Raw genomic sequence first — 14,665 nt, forward strand, 5'->3', positions numbered from 1 at the left:
CTGGCCGCGCCCATCTTGGGTCGGGCCAGAAGGAGGCGAGCATGAAAAAGCTCCTGACAGCGACCCTCGCGGCGGTCACCGCGGCCGGCGCGATTGCAGCCAGCGCCGGCTCGGCGCAGGCCGAGCCCTACCGCTACCATCGCGGCCACGACAACAATAACGACGCCGCGGCGGCCGCCATCGTCGGCGGCGTGCTGGGCTTGGCGCTCGGCGCCGCCATCGCCGGGTCGAACAACAAGAACCGTGGCTATTACGACAACGGCTACTACAGCAACGGTTACTACAACAACGGCGGCTATTACGGCGGCCGCTCGCGCGACTATGGCGCCGGCTACTATGGCGGCGGCTACGCCCGGCCGTACGCCTATGGCTACGCCCCGCGCACCTGCGTCAGCCGCGACCGGGTCTACGATCCGTATATCGGCCGCCGGGTGACCATCGAGCGACGCTACGCCTGCTAACCGCCGCTGCGGCGTCCCGAAGCGCCGCGGGCGACCAGCACGGCCGCGAGGCCTGCGGCGCCCAGGCCCAGCGCCAATCCCAGCGAGCGGCGCCGGCGCGGCGCGACGGTGACGCGGTGGATGTGCGGGCCTTCCACCGCCCACCAGGCGCCGGAGGGCTTGTCGAAGCCGTGCTTGGCGTACCGCCCGGTCCACTCGCGGGCGAGGTCGGCGGCCTCTGATGCGGATCGCCCTGTCGCGATGAAACCGCTATCAGGGGTCGTGCGTTTGGGGTCGTCGTCGAGTCTCCAGGTCTCCCGCAGGACGTTGAACACGCGGCCAAGTGGCGCATGTGTGGAGATGGTGGGGCGACGGCGCAGGAAGCGCTCGATAGACTCCGACATGCGCCGGTTAGGCTCCTGTTCGTGGATCGGTGATTCACCGGTGCGATAGTTCTGGAAATTGGCGCCTGTTGGGCGCTTGGATAGTGTTGATGCGTGAATTTGTTGAACTCCGGGGCGCTTCGGGCGCCGCCTACCGCTTCCGGGCTTGGCCGGAGAGCGATCATCACACGCCGACGGCGGGCAATTTCGCCGTTCTGGCGTTTGAAGGGCCGGAGGTGACCATCGTCGGTCTCGGCGTCTGCAGCGACTTGTCGCGCGCCAAGCAATTGGCCCAGACGACCCTTGCCGAAGCCCAGGGTCACCTGTTCACCCGGCTCAACGTCTCGCGCGCGGTCCGCGACTCCGAGCACGAAGATCTACTCGCCGGCCAGCCGGCCGCCCGCACGCTCCACCAAGAAGCCTGACCCGCTCGGCCCCCTCCGCGATGCGGGGGGCGACGTCAGCCGCCGGCCTCGTCCACGACGATCGTCACGGTCTTGCCGCGCGAGAGCGGCTCCCAGCCGGCCGCGACGGCCGAGGCGATCGCCCTCGCCACCAGCGGCCGGGCGATCTGCGAGGCTTGCAGCTGCGGCGCGCCGAACCGGGGCTGCGGCCCCGGCGGAAACTCCACCACCGCTTCGCGCTTGCCGTCCTGGTGGCGCACGGCGATCGCCATGCCGCGCCACTTCGCAGAGTCGCTGGACCATTGCGGTCGCCGGTGGAGCCACCAGACATAGGGCTCTCCGTCGACCTCGATCTCGAACTCGTCGCTTTGTTTGGTCTTCGCCATGGCAGGCAGTTAACCCGGCAAGCGCCTCCAGGCCACCCCGCTACGCCGCCACCGCGCAAGCGCGCCGTGCGTGCGGGAATGTGAAGCCTAGCGCGCGCCCAGCGCGTCGCGGACGACGGTCTGAAAATCGAACACCGACATCTGCTGGCCGGCGATGCGCTGCGGCTTGCCCGTGCAGACCTGCTGCATCAGTTCGAACCGCTCGTCCCCCGGCGCCACGTCTTGCCATTCGCCGGGCGTTTCGACCGACCGCAGGGTCTGACCGTCCGGCGACACGAAGCGGCGGGCGATGTCGCGCGTGCGGCGCATGGCGCAGGAAAACTCCCGGAAGGTCGCCACCATGCTCGCCCCATCCATCGGGGCGGCGACGATCTGGTAGACCCAGGCCTGCGCCATGGCCCCCTCGCGCCGCACGCTTCCGACGTCGTAGACCAGGGCGCTCTGCCCCTTCTTGAAGCTGACGGCCTCGAACGGCGCGGCCTGCGCGCCTCCGGCCAGCAGCGCCAGACCCAATGCGGCCGCGGCCGCCTTGCGATAGCTCATCCCACAGCCCTCCGAGCGAGCGTGGCCCAAACGCGCCCGGTCAAACCGTTCGCGACTGGGACAGTTAACGTTCCACGCTCCCGCCGGGTTCACGATCGGCGCCACCTTCCCCGTCCGGAGCGGCGCCATGGCAAGGGCTAAACGCGACGACGACGTTCCCGAGGGCTGGTTCTCCCCCACCGCCCTGGTTGTGCCAGCGACCGCCAACGCTGCAGGTTATTCCCGCCCAGCCTTCAGGTGTTCGCCCTATGTCGCACGGGCCCCAGTTCTCCGACCCTGCCGATCCCTAGGAGGCCGGCGATCGTGTACGCCCTTGCCACGACAAGCGCCGCGCTCGCCGCGGCGGTTTCGGGCGAACAGGCCCCGGCGGCGCCCGCGACGCCGCCGGCCGCGCCGCCCGCCGACGCCCAGGCCGACGATGGCGGCTTTTCCCTCGGCTCCTTGCTCGACCTCGACTTCCAGCTCGGGCCTTGGACCTTCCACGGCTACCTGCAGTATGACGGCGCGATCTACGATCAGGCCGCCGAAGGCCCGCCGGAAGGCGACTTCCGGCGCGGCGGCGTGCATCTCGGCGATCCCCTGCGCGCGCGCAATCTCAACGACGGCTCCTATCTGCGCCGCGCCCGCCTCGGGTGGGAGGGCTCTCACGGCGACCATTTCGCCTATCGCGCCATGTTCGAGTTCGGCGACGCCGACGAGGCCGGCGAAGCCCGGATCGCCGAGGTCTGGGCCAGCTACCTTCGCAAGCCCTACTCGATCCGCATCGGCGCTTTCTCGCCGCCGACCAACATGGAGGGCGCGACCAGCTCCGACAGCAACCTGTTCCTCGAACGGGCGACCGCCGCGGACCTCGCCCGCTCGCTCGGCGGCGGCGACGGCCGGGTGGGCGTCACGGTCAGGCGCGTCGTCCCCGGCTCGATGATCGCGCTCAGCCTGACCGGGCCCCAGCTCGACGCCGGCGAGGACTACGCGCCGCGGGCGGCGATCCTCGGGCGCTACACCCGGGCCTTCAAGGGGCGGAACGACTATCGCATCCACCTCGGCGTCAACGGAACCTACGTTCTGGCCCCGGCCAGCGAGCAGGACTCCGGCCGCCCCGAACGCTTCCCGGTCCGGTTTCTCAACACGCCGGAGATCGACGTGGACGACACCCCGCTGATCGACACCGGCGAGATCGACGCCGACCGGGCCCAGGTCCTCGGCCTGGAATTCGCCGCCCAGCGCCGGAACTTCTACCTCCAGGCCGAGGGCTTCCTGTTCGGCGTTGACCGCCACGGGCCCGGCGGCGACCTCCGCTTCGGCGGCTACTATGTCCAGGGCAGTTGGATCCTGACCGGCGAGACCCGGCGCTTCGACCAGTCGCTCGCCGCCTTCTCATTCCCCAAGCCGCTCGCCCCGATCGGCAAGGGCGGCTGGGGCGCCTTGGAGCTGGCCTTCCGCTACAGCCTCATGGACCTCGACGACCACGAAGGCGCGGCCGGCCAGCCAACGCCCCTGGGCGGCGTGCGCGGCGGCCGCCAGCAGATCCTCGGCGCCGCGCTGCTCTGGTATCCGCGCCCCCGCGTCCGGGTGATGGCCAACTACCTCCACGTCGATGTCGACCGTCTCAATCCGGCGGGGATCGACGATCCGGCGCCCTTCGGCGCGCCGCCCGCGACGCCCCCGCCCGGCGTCCAGATCGGCCAGACCTTCAACATCCTCGCCGTCCGTATCCGATATTCGTTCTAGGAGGCCCGATGCCCGTCCCTCTCCCCTCCGACGCCGATGCGGTCGCCGCATTGCGGGACACCGCCCTGCGCGACGTCGAGCGCACCATGATCCAGATCGTGCAGACCTCGATCTCGCTGATCGGCTTCGGCTTCACCATCCACGCCTTCCTGCAGAACGCCGACGCCAGCGCGTCGCTCGGCGTCGACATCGACCAGATCGCGCGGCGGATCGGCCTGGCGTTGCTGACGCTGGGCCTGCTGAACCTGGGCTGGGGCCTCTGGAGCCAGTGGCGCTTTCTGGCGGTCGTGCGCCGCCGCCATCCGCTGCCGCCCGGCTCCCCGCGCGGCTACCGGATCCGCTCCACCTTCGTGGTCGCCGGCCTGCTGCTGGCGCTCGGCGCGGCGGCCTTCGGGACCATGATCCTGCAGACCTTCGGATGAACCCTCGCTCTGGTCAGTATTCGACCTGATAGTCACTCATCGGACAGGTCTTCAGAGTGCGGTCACGCTCCACAGGGAAAGAGCGACCAATGGAGGGCTGGTAATGGTGCAATTCTCAGGCATCACAGCGCACCGCAGCGCCTGCGCGGCGACAGTGGCGCTCGGATTGAGCGCAGGCGGCGTGGCGTGGGCTCAAGACGAACCCAACTTCGAAGTCTACGGATTCGCGCAGCTGGATTACGTTCAGGACTTCAAGCGGGTTCACCCCGATTGGGACGCGACCTTGCGCCCCTCGAAGATTCCCACGGTCGACGGCATCTACGGCGACGACGGCCAGGCCGTCATCAGCGCCCGGCAATCGCGCCTCGGCGTCCGGGCCAAGCAGCCGATCGGCGGGCAGGACCTCTTCGTCCGCTTCGAGTTCGATCTCTACGGCGTCGGCGACGACGCCGGGCAGACCACCTTCCGCCTGCGTCACGCTTATGGCGAATGGGGCCCGGTCCTCGCCGGCCAGACGAACAGCCTGTTCATGGACGGCGACACCTTCCCCAACACCATCGACTACTGGGGCCCCAATGGGATGGTGTTCCTGCGCAACCCGCAGATCCGCTTCACCTACAAGACCGGGCCGCACCAGTTCGCCGTCGCGGTCGAGCAGCCGAGCAACGACATCGACCCCGGCAATATCCGCCTCATCGATTCCGACATCGCCAGCGGCCTGCAGGGCGACGAAGAGCTCCCCGACCTGACCGCGCACTGGCGCTACGACGGCGGCTGGGGCCACGTCCAGGTGGCCGGCATCCTGCGCCGCGTGGGCTTCGAAACCGCCGGCACGCCGAACAACGAACCCTCCGACAGCAAGACCGGCTGGGGCGTCAACCTCACCTCGAACATCAAGCTGCTCAAGAAGGACGTCATCCACCTCGGCGCGGTCTACGGCGAAGGCATCGCCAGCTACATGAACGACGGCGGCACCGACCTGGCGCCGGAAGCCGACCGCCTCAACGCCCCTCCGCCGGCCCCCGGCCAGCCGCCGCCCATCGGCCTGCGCGGCGAGGTCGTGCCGCTGTTCGGGATGATGGCCTACTACGACCACTACTGGAACGATCAGTGGAGTTCCTCGATCGGCTACAGCCGCGTGCAGGTCGACAACACCAACTTCCAGGAAGCGACCGCCTTCCAGACCGCCCAGTACGCCTCGGTGAACCTGCTCTACACGCCCTCGGACAAGATCATGATGGGCGGCGAATTCCTCTGGGGCACCCGCGAGGACAAGGACGGCGAGGAAGGCGAGGATTACCGCCTTCAGGTCTCGTTCAAATACGCCTTCTCCAGCAACGACTTCCGCTGATCAGGGAGCACTCGATCATGCAACCCAACGCTTCCCGGCGGGACCTGGCCAAGGCCTTCGCCTTCATGGCCGCCGCCTCCGCCGCCGCACCGGCGCTCGCCCAGACCGCCGCCGGCGGCGACATCGACGCCGCGGTCAAGGCCGCCCACGCCCAGTACAAGACCCTCAACGAAGGCAAGAACGCCGACTACATCCCGGCCCTCGCCCAAGTGCCGTCCCACTACTTCGGGATCGGCCTGGTCACCCCGACCAACAAGTCGTCCTTCGTCGGCGACATCGAGCCGAAGTTCTCGATCCAGTCGATCTCCAAGGTCTTCACCATGGCCCTGGTGTTCCAGGAGTCCGGCGAGGCCCTGATCGAGAACAGTATCGGCGTCGACGCCACCGGCCAGGTGTTCAACTCGATCACCGCCGTCGAGCAGTACAAGGGCAAGGAGATGAACCCCTTCGTCAATCCGGGGGCCATCGCCACCACCGGCATGGTGAAGGGCTCCAGCGCCGACGAGGTCTGGCGCAAGATCCTCGGCATCCACAGCGACTTCGCCGGCCGCCAGCTCGACGTCGATCAGGTCGTCTACAAGTCGGAAGCCGACACAAACCAGCGCAACCGGGCGATCAGTCAGCTGATGTCGGCCTACGAGCGTTTCCCCGGCGATCCGGCCCAGGCCGTCGACCTCTACACGCGCCAGTGCGCCATCGCCGTGAACGCCAAGGACCTCGCGGTCATGGCCGCCACCCTGGCCAACGGCGGCAAGAACCCGGTGACCCGCAAGCAGGTGATCGATCCGCGCCATGTCCCCGGCATCCTGGCGGTGATGGCGACGGCCGGCCTTTACGACGACAGCGGCAAGTGGCTGTTCCACACCGGCCTGCCGGCCAAGAGCGGCGTGGGCGGCGGCATCATCGCGGTCTCGCCGGGCAAGTTCGGCATCGGCACCTTCGCCCCGCCGCTCGACGCGGCCGGCAACAGCGTGCGCGGCCAGCGCGCGATCACCGCGATCTCGAACGCCCTCGACGGCAACCCCTACTCGGTGCGTCCGGTCTAGCTGGAGAAGGTCATGCGTGGCGGGGGTGGAGCGCGTGGAACGCTGGCGGCCGGCTCGGCAAGCGCGGCCCTGCTCCTCGCGGCCAGTTGGCCGCCGTCAGCAGCGGCGGCCGACGAGGCCCAGGCTACCGCGCCGCCGCCGCCGGCGCCCGGCGCCTCGGACGCCGCGCTCGCCGACATCCGCCGGGAGATCGCAGCCCTGAAGGCGGAGTCGGCCGCCGCCAAAGCCGCCGAGGAGGCCCGCGCCCGGCGCATCGACGCGCTCTCGCGCCAGTTCAGCCTGGTGGCCGGCGATCCGGCGGCGCCGACGTCGGCCCCTGAGCTAGCGGCGACGAACGCACAGCCGAACCTCCAGTCCAGCCAACGCGCCGAGGCTCCGCCCAAGGGCGCCAAGTGGGGCGGCTTCGAGCCCGGCAAGGGCGTGATCCTTGTGCGCTCGGACGCTGGCGAGGTGAACCTCGGCCTGGTCAGTTACCTGCGCTATCTGAACCAGCACGGGATGGACCACACCTATACGAGCACCTTCGGCCAGCCCTTCGACGTCACCCCGCGCGAGGACTTCCAGCTCGCCAAGGTGCAGATCACCCTGCGCGGTTGGCTGTTCGATCCGCGGTTCGGCTACAACGCCTATGTCTGGACCTCGCAGACCAGCCAGGGACTTGGCGCTCAGGTGGTCGCCGCCGGCAACATCAACTGGACCTTCAACGAGCACTTCCGGGCCTTCTTCGGGATCCATTCGGTTCCCTCGACCCGCTCGACCAATCGGACCTTCCCGTACTGGCTTCGCAATGACAACCGCCCCATCGCCGACGAGTTCTTCCGCGGCTCCTACACGCAAGGCGTCTGGGCCGAAGGGAAGGTCGTCGACGGCCTCGAATACCGGGTGATGCTGGCCAACAACCTCAGCGCGCTGGGCGTCCAGGCCCGCCAGCTCGACGCCAAGCCCAACACCTGGTCGGCCGCCCTGACCTGGATGCCGACGACCAAGGAGTTCGGCCCGGCCAACGGGTTCGGCGACTTCGAGGAACATCAGCAAGTCGCGACTCTGTTCAGCGCCCACTACACGCGCAGCTCCGAGGACCCGCAGTCGCAGCCGGCCACCGACTCGATCGAAAACACCCAGATTCGGCTTTCCGACGGCACGCTGATCTTCAGCCCGACCGCGTTCGGGACGGGCCGGATCACCGAGGTCCGCTACCAGATGATGGCCCTGGATGCGGCCGTCAAATACAAGGGCTACGCGCTGGAGGGTGAGTACTACGCCCGCTGGCTCGACCCGCTTCAGTACGAGGGAATTCTCCCCCGGGACGACTTCTTCGACCAGGGCTACTCGCTGCAGGCCTCGGCCATGGTCATCCCCAAGACCCTGCAACTCTATGCGTCCGGATCGCAGATTTTCGGTCAGTACGGCGATCCCTGGGACCTGGCCCTCGGTCTCAACTACTTCCCGCTGCAGCGCCGCGATCTGCGGGTGAACGTCATGGGCCTGTGGGTGAAGAACTCGCCGGTCGGCTACACCGCCTATCCGATCCCCGTCGGCGGCAACGGCTTCACCTTCGTCACCGATTTTTCGCTGGCTTTCTGAGCTAACCGCCGGCGCGGCACACCGGCGGCGCGGCGTAATCCAGGTTCAACAGTCGGAAGTAGTTCTCGCCCAGCGCGATGTTGCGGAACGCCTCGTCGTTCAGCCGCCGGTTCACCCGGCTGGTGATCTCCAGTTCCTTCCAATACTGCTCGAACGGCTTCTCGCTGGCGGCGACGAAGTCCGAGCCGTTCAGGATCCGGGTCGGATAGGCGTTGAACAGATCGATGAAGTCCTGCCCGTACTGATAGTAGGCGTTGTAGATCACGTCCCAAGATATATCGAGCATCAGGTTCGGATAGGTGTCCAGCGCCTTGCGCATGATCGCCACGTGCAGCTTGGGATCCATCTTGGTGAGCTCCTTGGAGAGCCCCATGTGCGCCCAGACGATCTTGTTGTTTGGGTAGGCCTTCAGCACGTGCTGCATCAGCGGCACGAACTTGGTCGGCTCGGCGTCGTTGCCGAGGTCGGCGTGCACGGTGAGCGGGATATCCCGATCCCGCAGCACCTTCATGAACGGGCCCCAGCGGTCGATGCTCTCAAAGGTCGGCGGTTCGAAGCCGTTCTTGAGCAGGGCCTGCTTCATGACGTTCACCTCGCCCATCCAGGCGAACATGCCGGGAAACTCGCGGTCGTAGAGCGCGATGGTCTCCACCGCGCCCTCGGGATGGGCCAGGTCCACGAAGGTCATCGATAGGGTGATGTGGACGTTGTCGTGCGGATAGACCTTCACCTCCTGGGCGTTGACGAAGTCGTTCTTGATGCTTGGCCTCGCCGCCACCCCAGGACAGTTCAGATAGTAGGTGCAGTCCGACTTCATATCGAGCGACTGGCCGATGCCCATATAGGTCACGAACCGCACGCCGGCCTTGTCGAAGAACTGGAACAGGGTCGTCGGCTCGATCGCCTGGCCGCCGAACGGCCGGGGATGGAAGTGAGCGTCCGAGACGCCCGTATAGGGCTCGGTCTTGCGGTCGAAGCACTGCGGGCTTGGATTCGACTTTGCGAACGACGCCAGGCTGCGCTTGAAGGTCGGAACCGGCGGGGTCGGGTCAGGCTTCGGAACGGGCTGAGCCGCGGCCGATGCGGCGAGCCCCGCCAGGACCGCGCTCGCCGCCACGGCGGCCCACGGGATGCGCATTCTGGTCATGCTCACCTACTGCGGCGGAGGCGGCGGCTGCGCCGGATCCGGCACCGTGACATAGACGACCGTGTCGCCCTCGTAGCGCGGTTCGTAGTACATGCCGCCACAGGAATAGTACGACCCGTAGTAGGGCGAGCAGCCATAGGGCAGCGCGTAGTACATCGACCCGTAGATCGCCGCCGAGGTCACCGCCGCGGCCGTGCCGAACGCGATGCCGGCGCCGATCGGATGGTCGTCCCAGCCGCCCCAGCCCCAATCGTTGTCGCCATCGATATTGATATCGTTGCCGACATTGATGTCGCCGCGGTTGATATTGTTGTTGTTGCCGCGGTTGCCGTCGCCGCGCGCCGGGAGCTGCCCGGCGCTGGCCCGCCCGCCCTGCCCGGCGTTCGGTCGGTTCCCCGCATAGGCGCCCTGGCCTCCGGCGGGCCGATTGCCCGCATAGCCGCCTTGGCCCGCGGAAGGGCGGCCGCTGGCGTATGCGCCCTGCGCGCCGCTCGTGCGGCCGCCGGAATAGGCGCCCTGCCCGCGGCTGCCGCCATAGCTGCTGCCTCGGCTCATCGAACTGCTCTGCCGGGGAGGCGAGCTCATGCTGCGCGAGGCGCCGCCCATGCTGCCCCGGCTCATCGACGAGCCGCGGCTCATGCTGGACATGCCGCCGCCGCGCACGCCGCCGCCGCCGCGGCCGCGGGCGTAGCTGTCGAACGCCGCCATGCAGACGATCGAGACGATCGCCGTGGCGAGGGTCGCTCGATAAAGACGCGCTTTGGTCATCGCCGCATCCTCCTCAACGCGCCGCCATGAACTTGATCGGCTTGGCGTCCCCCGCGGGCGTGAAGGCGAAATCCTTCTGGGTGTAGACGGGGTTCTCGACCCAGCTCAGCCGCGCCACATAGGTCGGGCCGGTCTCGTCGGTACGGTCGATGATCACCAGCTTCTTGGGCAGCGGCTTGTCGCCCTTCGCGATCCAGATCTGCCAGTCCATGTCCTTTTCGCGGAAGGCGTAGTGCTCGGTCGGCACGCCGTCGATCGTCGCCGGTCCGACGGCGAATCCCGAGATCAGCTTGTCCTCGCGCGTCTTGTCGCCGTTCCAATGGAACAGGTCTTCGAGCGGCAGCGCGATGCCGTACTTGTCGTAGATGGCGTCCAGGGTGGCGATGTTCGTCGCCGGCGCGTCGACCGTTGCGTAGTACTTCAGCTCGGGCGCGGAGACGGTGAACGACTTCCCGTCATAGAAAAACGTCCGCTTCTTGATGTCGCTGTTAAGGTCGATGACGAAGCCGTTGGGGCGGCGGACCTTGTAGTTGGTCACTCCATCCAGTTGCAGCCGCTGACCGTCCACCGTGACGACGTCGATCGTCGAGTTGGCGGTGAGCCCGAACGTCTTCAACGTGTCCAGATAGGCACCCATGCGCTTGAGCGCCTTGAGGGCGTCCTCCTCGACCTCCTGCGGCGGCAGCTCCGCTCCCGCCGCCGGCTTCGCCGCCGGCGCAGGCTGCTGCGCTTGGGCGAGCCCGGATGCTGAAAGTAGAAGCGCTACGGAACTGGCGAGCGCCGAATGGATCCGCATGGTCGTTCTCTAAGGTTCGGCAAGGACCGGCTTGCCGATCCTCCTTGATGAGCGTGATTGTCCGCCCATCAGCCGCCTCTAACCATTGGTAGAATCCCTAGGCGGCGCCTCCCGCGAAGAACTGACTGAGGTCTATTCTTGATGGGAGGCGTCCACCGCTCGCCCCGCCACGCTCGCCGCTTGTCCCAGAGCCCTTTTCGAGGCCGGGACCGGTGCGATCATCGGACCATGATCCCGCGCTTCTCAGTTCCGGCCATCGCCGCCCTCGCCCTCGCCGCCTGCAGCCCGCAAGGCCACGCGCCCGCCCCGGCGCCGGACACCGACTGGCCCCATTACGGCGGCGACGCCGGCGGCCAGCGGTTCTCCCCCGCCGCTCAGATCACCCCGGCCAACGTCCGGGGGCTGAAGGTCGCCTGGACCTACTCCACCGGTCACATGAGGACCCACGCCGACGCGGTCCAACGCGCCGCGTTCGAGGCCACTCCGATCCTGGCCGGCGGCCGGCTCTTCCTCTGCAGCCCCTTCAACGTCGCCAGCGCCCATGCCCCCGGCACGGGCCAGGCGCTCTGGACCTTCGACCCGAAGATTGACGCGGGCGCGCGCTATCCCAACAGCTTCAACTGCCGCGGCGTCGCCTACTGGCGCGATCCCGCCGCCCCGGCGGACGCGCCCTGCGCCGAGCGCATCTTCATGGCCACGAACGACCGGCGGCTGTTCGCGCTCGACGCCGCCACCGGCAAGGCCTGCGCGGCCTTCGGCCAAGGCGGCCAGGTCGACGCCATGCCGGGCGCCCAGCTGGCGCGGTCGGGCGGCGCCCAGATCACCTCCGCCCCGGTGGTGATCGACGGCGTCGTCGTGGTCGGCTCCTCCATCGACGACAACCAGCGGGTTCGCGAGACGCCCGGCGCGGTCCACGCCTTCGACGCGGTCACCGGCGCCCTGCGCTGGACCTACGATCCGCTGCAGGCGGCCGGCCCAGGCGTCGTCGCCGGCGCCGCCAATGTCTGGGCTCCGATGTCGGCCGATCCGGCCCGCGGCCTGGTGTTCCTGCCGACCTCCAGCCCCAGCCCGGACTTCTACGGGGCGGCGCGGCCAGGCGATGCCGCCCACGCCAACTCGGTCGTCGCCGTTCACGCCGCCACCGGTCAGGTCGCCTGGGCCTTCCAGACCACCCACCACGACGTTTGGGACTACGACGTCCCAGCCCAGCCGACCCTGGCCATGCTCGCCTACCGCGGCGGTGCGCTCCGCCCGGCGGTGATCCAGACCACCAAGCAGGGCCTGGTGTTCACCCTCGACCGCGAGACCGGCCGCCCGATCATCCCGGTCGAGGAACGCCCCGTCCCCCAGGGCGGCGAGGTCGGCGAGGTGCTCTCGCCCACCCAGCCGTTCCCGGTGGCGCCGGAGCCGCTCGCCCCCAATCGCATCAGGCCTGACGACGCCTTCGGCCTGACGCCCTGGGACAGGGACGCCTGCCGCAAGCTGATCGCCGGGGCCCGCAACGAGGGGCTCTACACCCCGCCCAGCACCAAGGGGACGATCCTCTACCCGTTCACCGGCGGCGGCTCGAACTGGGGCGGCCTGGCCTTCGACCAACGCCGGGGCGTGGCTTTCCTCAACACCTCCTCGGCCCTGCACAAGGTGACGCTGATCCCCGCCGCCAAGGTCGCCGGAGAGAAGCGGGCCCATCCCGACCTGGAGATCAGCCCCCAGGCCGGCGCGCCCTACGGCATGCGCCGCGAGCTGCTGGTCTCGCCGCTCGGTCTGCCCTGCAATCCGCCGCCCTGGGGCCTGCTCACCGCCGTCGACATGACCACCGGCAAGATCCTCTGGCGCACGCCGCTCGGCACGACCCGCGACCTGGCGCCCGGCTCGCAGCTGGTCATGCGCGGGGTCGGAACGCCGAACATGGGCGGCCCGATCGCCACAGCCTCGGGCCTGGTGTTCATCGGCGCGGCCATGGACGACTACCTCCGCGCCTTCGACGCCAAGTCCGGCCAGGAGCTCTGGAAAGGCCGCCTGCCGGCCGGCGGCCAGGCGACCCCGATGACCTATGTCTGGAAGGGCCGCCAGTACGTGGTCATCGCCGCCGGCGGCCACGCCAAGGGCGACACCCGCCGCGGCGATCAGGTGATCGCCTTCGCCCTACCCGACTAAACCGCCTTGACCGCCGCAGCGTAACGGGCGGAGCGTGGCCCCAAAATTTTGGGAAGGACGCTCCGCCATGACTGCTACGCCAGACTTCAAGCTCCTTATCGGCGGCCAGCTGGTGGCCGGCGACGCGACGATGGACGTCATCAACCCGGCCACCGAACAGACCGTCGCCGTCTGCTCGCGCGCCTCGAAGGCCCAGCTCGACCAGGCCGTCGCCGCCGCCAAGGCCGCGTTCCCGGCCTGGGCCGCGACCTCGATCGACGAGCGCCGCAAGGCGCTGCTGGCCATGGCCGACGCCATCCAGGGCGCCCTGCCGGAGCTGTCGCGGCTGCTGACGCAGGAACAGGGCAAGCCGCTGCAGGCGGCGATGGGCGAGGTGTTCGGCGCGGCCGCCTTCTTCCGCTACTTCGCCACCCTCGACCTGCCGGCCAAGACCGTGCAGGACGACGACAAGGGCCGCGTCGAGATCCGCCGCAAGCCGCTCGGCGTGATCGGGGCCATCGTGCCCTGGAACTTCCCGCTGATCCTGATGGCGTTCAAGGTTCCGGCCGCCCTGCTGGCCGGCAACACCATCGTGCTCAAGCCCGCGGCGACCACGCCGCTCTCGACCCTCAAGATCGCCGAACTGGTCAAGGACCTGGCGCCGCCCGGCGTGCTCAACGTCATCGCCGACGCCAACGACCTGGGCGCTGCGATCACCGGCCACCCCGACATCCGCAAGATCAGCTTCACCGGCTCGACCGAGACCGGCAAGCGGGTCATGGCGGGCGCCGCCGACGCCCTCAAGCGCGTGACCCTCGAGCTCGGCGGCAACGACGCGGCGATCGTGCTGGATGATGTCGACCCGGTCGAGACCGCGCCGAAGATCTTCGCCGCCGCCTTCCAGAACTCCGGCCAGGTCTGCATCGCCGCCAAGCGGGTCTACATCCACGAAAGCATCTACGACGCCATGTGCGACGAGCTGGGCAAGCTAGCAGACGCGGCCGTGGTCGGCGACGGACTGGAACAGGGCACCGAGTTCGGGCCGCTGCAGAACAAGGCCCAGTTCGACAAGGTCCTGGGCTACATCGAAGCCGGCCGCCGCGACGGCAAGGTCATCGCCGGCGGCGAGCGCGCTGGCGACACGGGCTACTTCATCCGCCCGACCATCGTGCGCGACATCACCGACGGCTCGAAGCTGGTCGACGAGGAGCAGTTCGGCCCGGTGCTGCCGCTGATCAAGTTTTCCGACGCCGCCGACGCCGTGGCCCGCGCCAACGCCTCGGACTACGGCCTCGGCGGCTCGATCTGGGCCAAGGACGCCGAGCGCGCCTGGGGCCTGGCGGCCGGCATGGAGTCGGGCACGGTCTGGATCAACAAGCACGCCGACCTGCAGCCGCACCTGCCGTTCGGCGGCGCCAAGCTGTCGGGCGTCGGCAGCGAGCTGGGCGAGGAAGGCCTGAAGGAATTCACCCAGGTCCAGGTGCTCAACATGGCCCGCTGACGGCCGGGCGTCCCCGGCTCCGGCCGGGGA

Annotated in this window: 15 protein-coding genes; 9 read left to right on the forward strand and 6 right to left on the reverse strand. The window is 68.8% G+C overall.

The annotated features are described in order from the left end of the window. Positions 1-41 precede the first annotated feature (41 nt). Positions 42-461: a hypothetical protein gene (locus GGQ61_RS15205; protein ID WP_183774413.1), complete on the forward strand. Its 420-nt coding sequence runs from the start codon at positions 42-44 to the stop codon at positions 459-461. Here the strand turns inward: GGQ61_RS15205 and GGQ61_RS15210 are convergent. Then, positions 458-844: a hypothetical protein gene (locus tag GGQ61_RS15210; RefSeq protein ID WP_183774416.1), complete on the reverse strand. Its 387-nt coding sequence runs from the start codon at positions 842-844 to the stop codon at positions 458-460. The genes GGQ61_RS15205 and GGQ61_RS15210 overlap by 4 nt on opposite strands. Positions 845-933: 89 nt before the next feature. Between GGQ61_RS15210 and GGQ61_RS15215 the strand changes: the two genes are divergently transcribed. Next, positions 934-1,248, forward strand: a complete 315-nt coding sequence (locus tag GGQ61_RS15215) for a hypothetical protein (RefSeq protein ID WP_183774419.1) — start codon at positions 934-936, stop codon at positions 1,246-1,248. Positions 1,249-1,283: 35 nt separating this feature from the next. On the opposite strand, the gene GGQ61_RS15220 is transcribed toward GGQ61_RS15215, so the two are convergent. Further along, on the reverse strand, positions 1,284-1,613 hold the full coding sequence (locus tag GGQ61_RS15220; protein ID WP_183774420.1) for a hypothetical protein: 330 nt from the start codon (positions 1,611-1,613) through the stop codon (positions 1,284-1,286). Positions 1,614-1,700: 87 nt separating this feature from the next. Beyond that, positions 1,701-2,156: a surface-adhesin E family protein gene (locus GGQ61_RS15225; protein WP_183774423.1), complete on the reverse strand. Its 456-nt coding sequence runs from the start codon at positions 2,154-2,156 to the stop codon at positions 1,701-1,703. Positions 2,157-2,459: 303 nt separating this feature from the next. On the opposite strand from GGQ61_RS15225, the gene GGQ61_RS15230 reads away from it, so the two are divergent. From GGQ61_RS15230 to GGQ61_RS15250, 5 genes are all read left to right on the forward strand, one after another. Beyond that, a complete protein-coding gene (locus GGQ61_RS15230; protein ID WP_183774426.1) occupies positions 2,460-3,884 on the forward strand; it encodes a porin in 1,425 nt (474 codons plus the stop codon). 8 nt (positions 3,885-3,892) lie between these two features. Then, positions 3,893-4,306 carry a DUF202 domain-containing protein gene (locus GGQ61_RS15235; RefSeq protein ID WP_183774430.1) on the forward strand — a complete coding sequence of 138 codons (414 nt, stop codon included), beginning with the start codon at positions 3,893-3,895 and terminating at the stop codon, positions 4,304-4,306. Between the two features lie 103 nt (positions 4,307-4,409). Beyond that, positions 4,410-5,657, forward strand: coding sequence for a DcaP family trimeric outer membrane transporter (locus GGQ61_RS15240; RefSeq protein WP_183774433.1), 1,248 nt, complete (start codon positions 4,410-4,412; stop codon positions 5,655-5,657). A 17-nt stretch (positions 5,658-5,674) separates the two neighbouring features. Further along, a complete protein-coding gene (glsA, locus tag GGQ61_RS15245; RefSeq protein ID WP_183774436.1) occupies positions 5,675-6,703 on the forward strand; it encodes a glutaminase A in 1,029 nt (342 codons plus the stop codon). A 12-nt stretch (positions 6,704-6,715) separates the two neighbouring features. Continuing rightward, entirely contained in the window at positions 6,716-8,287 is a 1,572-nt protein-coding gene (locus GGQ61_RS15250) for a hypothetical protein (RefSeq protein WP_221221063.1), read from the forward strand. 1 nt (position 8,288) lies between these two features. On the opposite strand, the gene GGQ61_RS15255 is transcribed toward GGQ61_RS15250, so the two are convergent. From GGQ61_RS15255 to GGQ61_RS15265, 3 genes are read right to left on the reverse strand one after another with little or no spacing between them, the layout of a single operon-like run. After that, a complete protein-coding gene (locus tag GGQ61_RS15255) occupies positions 8,289-9,434 on the reverse strand; it encodes an amidohydrolase family protein (RefSeq protein WP_183774439.1) in 1,146 nt (381 codons plus the stop codon). Between the two features lie 6 nt (positions 9,435-9,440). Continuing rightward, entirely contained in the window at positions 9,441-10,202 is a 762-nt protein-coding gene (locus GGQ61_RS15260; protein ID WP_183774442.1) for a hypothetical protein, read from the reverse strand. 13 nt (positions 10,203-10,215) lie between these two features. Continuing rightward, a complete protein-coding gene (locus tag GGQ61_RS15265; protein ID WP_183774445.1) occupies positions 10,216-10,998 on the reverse strand; it encodes a DUF2092 domain-containing protein in 783 nt (260 codons plus the stop codon). Between the two features lie 228 nt (positions 10,999-11,226). On the opposite strand from GGQ61_RS15265, the gene GGQ61_RS15270 reads away from it, so the two are divergent. Further along, positions 11,227-13,155, forward strand: coding sequence for a pyrroloquinoline quinone-dependent dehydrogenase (locus tag GGQ61_RS15270; protein ID WP_183774448.1), 1,929 nt, complete (start codon positions 11,227-11,229; stop codon positions 13,153-13,155). Positions 13,156-13,222: 67 nt separating this feature from the next. Continuing rightward, a complete protein-coding gene (locus GGQ61_RS15275) occupies positions 13,223-14,635 on the forward strand; it encodes an aldehyde dehydrogenase family protein (protein ID WP_183774451.1) in 1,413 nt (470 codons plus the stop codon). Positions 14,636-14,665: the final 30 nt, after the last annotated feature.

Source organism: Phenylobacterium haematophilum, from assembly GCF_014196295.1.
GTDB classification, from domain to species: Bacteria; Pseudomonadota; Alphaproteobacteria; order Caulobacterales; family Caulobacteraceae; genus Phenylobacterium; species Phenylobacterium haematophilum.

Coding starts and splice junctions, on each gene's coding strand:
- GGQ61_RS15220 (WP_183774420.1), bottom strand. CDS start 1,613: ATGGCGAAGACCAAACAAAGCGACGAGTTCGAGATCGAGGTCGACGGA.
- GGQ61_RS15260 (WP_183774442.1), bottom strand. CDS start 10,202: ATGACCAAAGCGCGTCTTTATCGAGCGACCCTCGCCACGGCGATCGTC.
- GGQ61_RS15255 (WP_183774439.1), bottom strand. CDS start 9,434: ATGACCAGAATGCGCATCCCGTGGGCCGCCGTGGCGGCGAGCGCGGTC.
- GGQ61_RS15265 (WP_183774445.1), bottom strand. CDS start 10,998: ATGCGGATCCATTCGGCGCTCGCCAGTTCCGTAGCGCTTCTACTTTCA.
- GGQ61_RS15225 (WP_183774423.1), bottom strand. CDS start 2,156: ATGAGCTATCGCAAGGCGGCCGCGGCCGCATTGGGTCTGGCGCTGCTG.
- glsA (WP_183774436.1), top strand. CDS start 5,675: ATGCAACCCAACGCTTCCCGGCGGGACCTGGCCAAGGCCTTCGCCTTC.
- GGQ61_RS15270 (WP_183774448.1), top strand. CDS start 11,227: ATGATCCCGCGCTTCTCAGTTCCGGCCATCGCCGCCCTCGCCCTCGCC.
- GGQ61_RS15215 (WP_183774419.1), top strand. CDS start 934: ATGCGTGAATTTGTTGAACTCCGGGGCGCTTCGGGCGCCGCCTACCGC.
- GGQ61_RS15275 (WP_183774451.1), top strand. CDS start 13,223: ATGACTGCTACGCCAGACTTCAAGCTCCTTATCGGCGGCCAGCTGGTG.
- GGQ61_RS15210 (WP_183774416.1), bottom strand. CDS start 844: ATGTCGGAGTCTATCGAGCGCTTCCTGCGCCGTCGCCCCACCATCTCC.
- GGQ61_RS15235 (WP_183774430.1), top strand. CDS start 3,893: ATGCCCGTCCCTCTCCCCTCCGACGCCGATGCGGTCGCCGCATTGCGG.
- GGQ61_RS15250 (WP_221221063.1), top strand. CDS start 6,716: ATGCGTGGCGGGGGTGGAGCGCGTGGAACGCTGGCGGCCGGCTCGGCA.
- GGQ61_RS15240 (WP_183774433.1), top strand. CDS start 4,410: ATGGTGCAATTCTCAGGCATCACAGCGCACCGCAGCGCCTGCGCGGCG.
- GGQ61_RS15205 (WP_183774413.1), top strand. CDS start 42: ATGAAAAAGCTCCTGACAGCGACCCTCGCGGCGGTCACCGCGGCCGGC.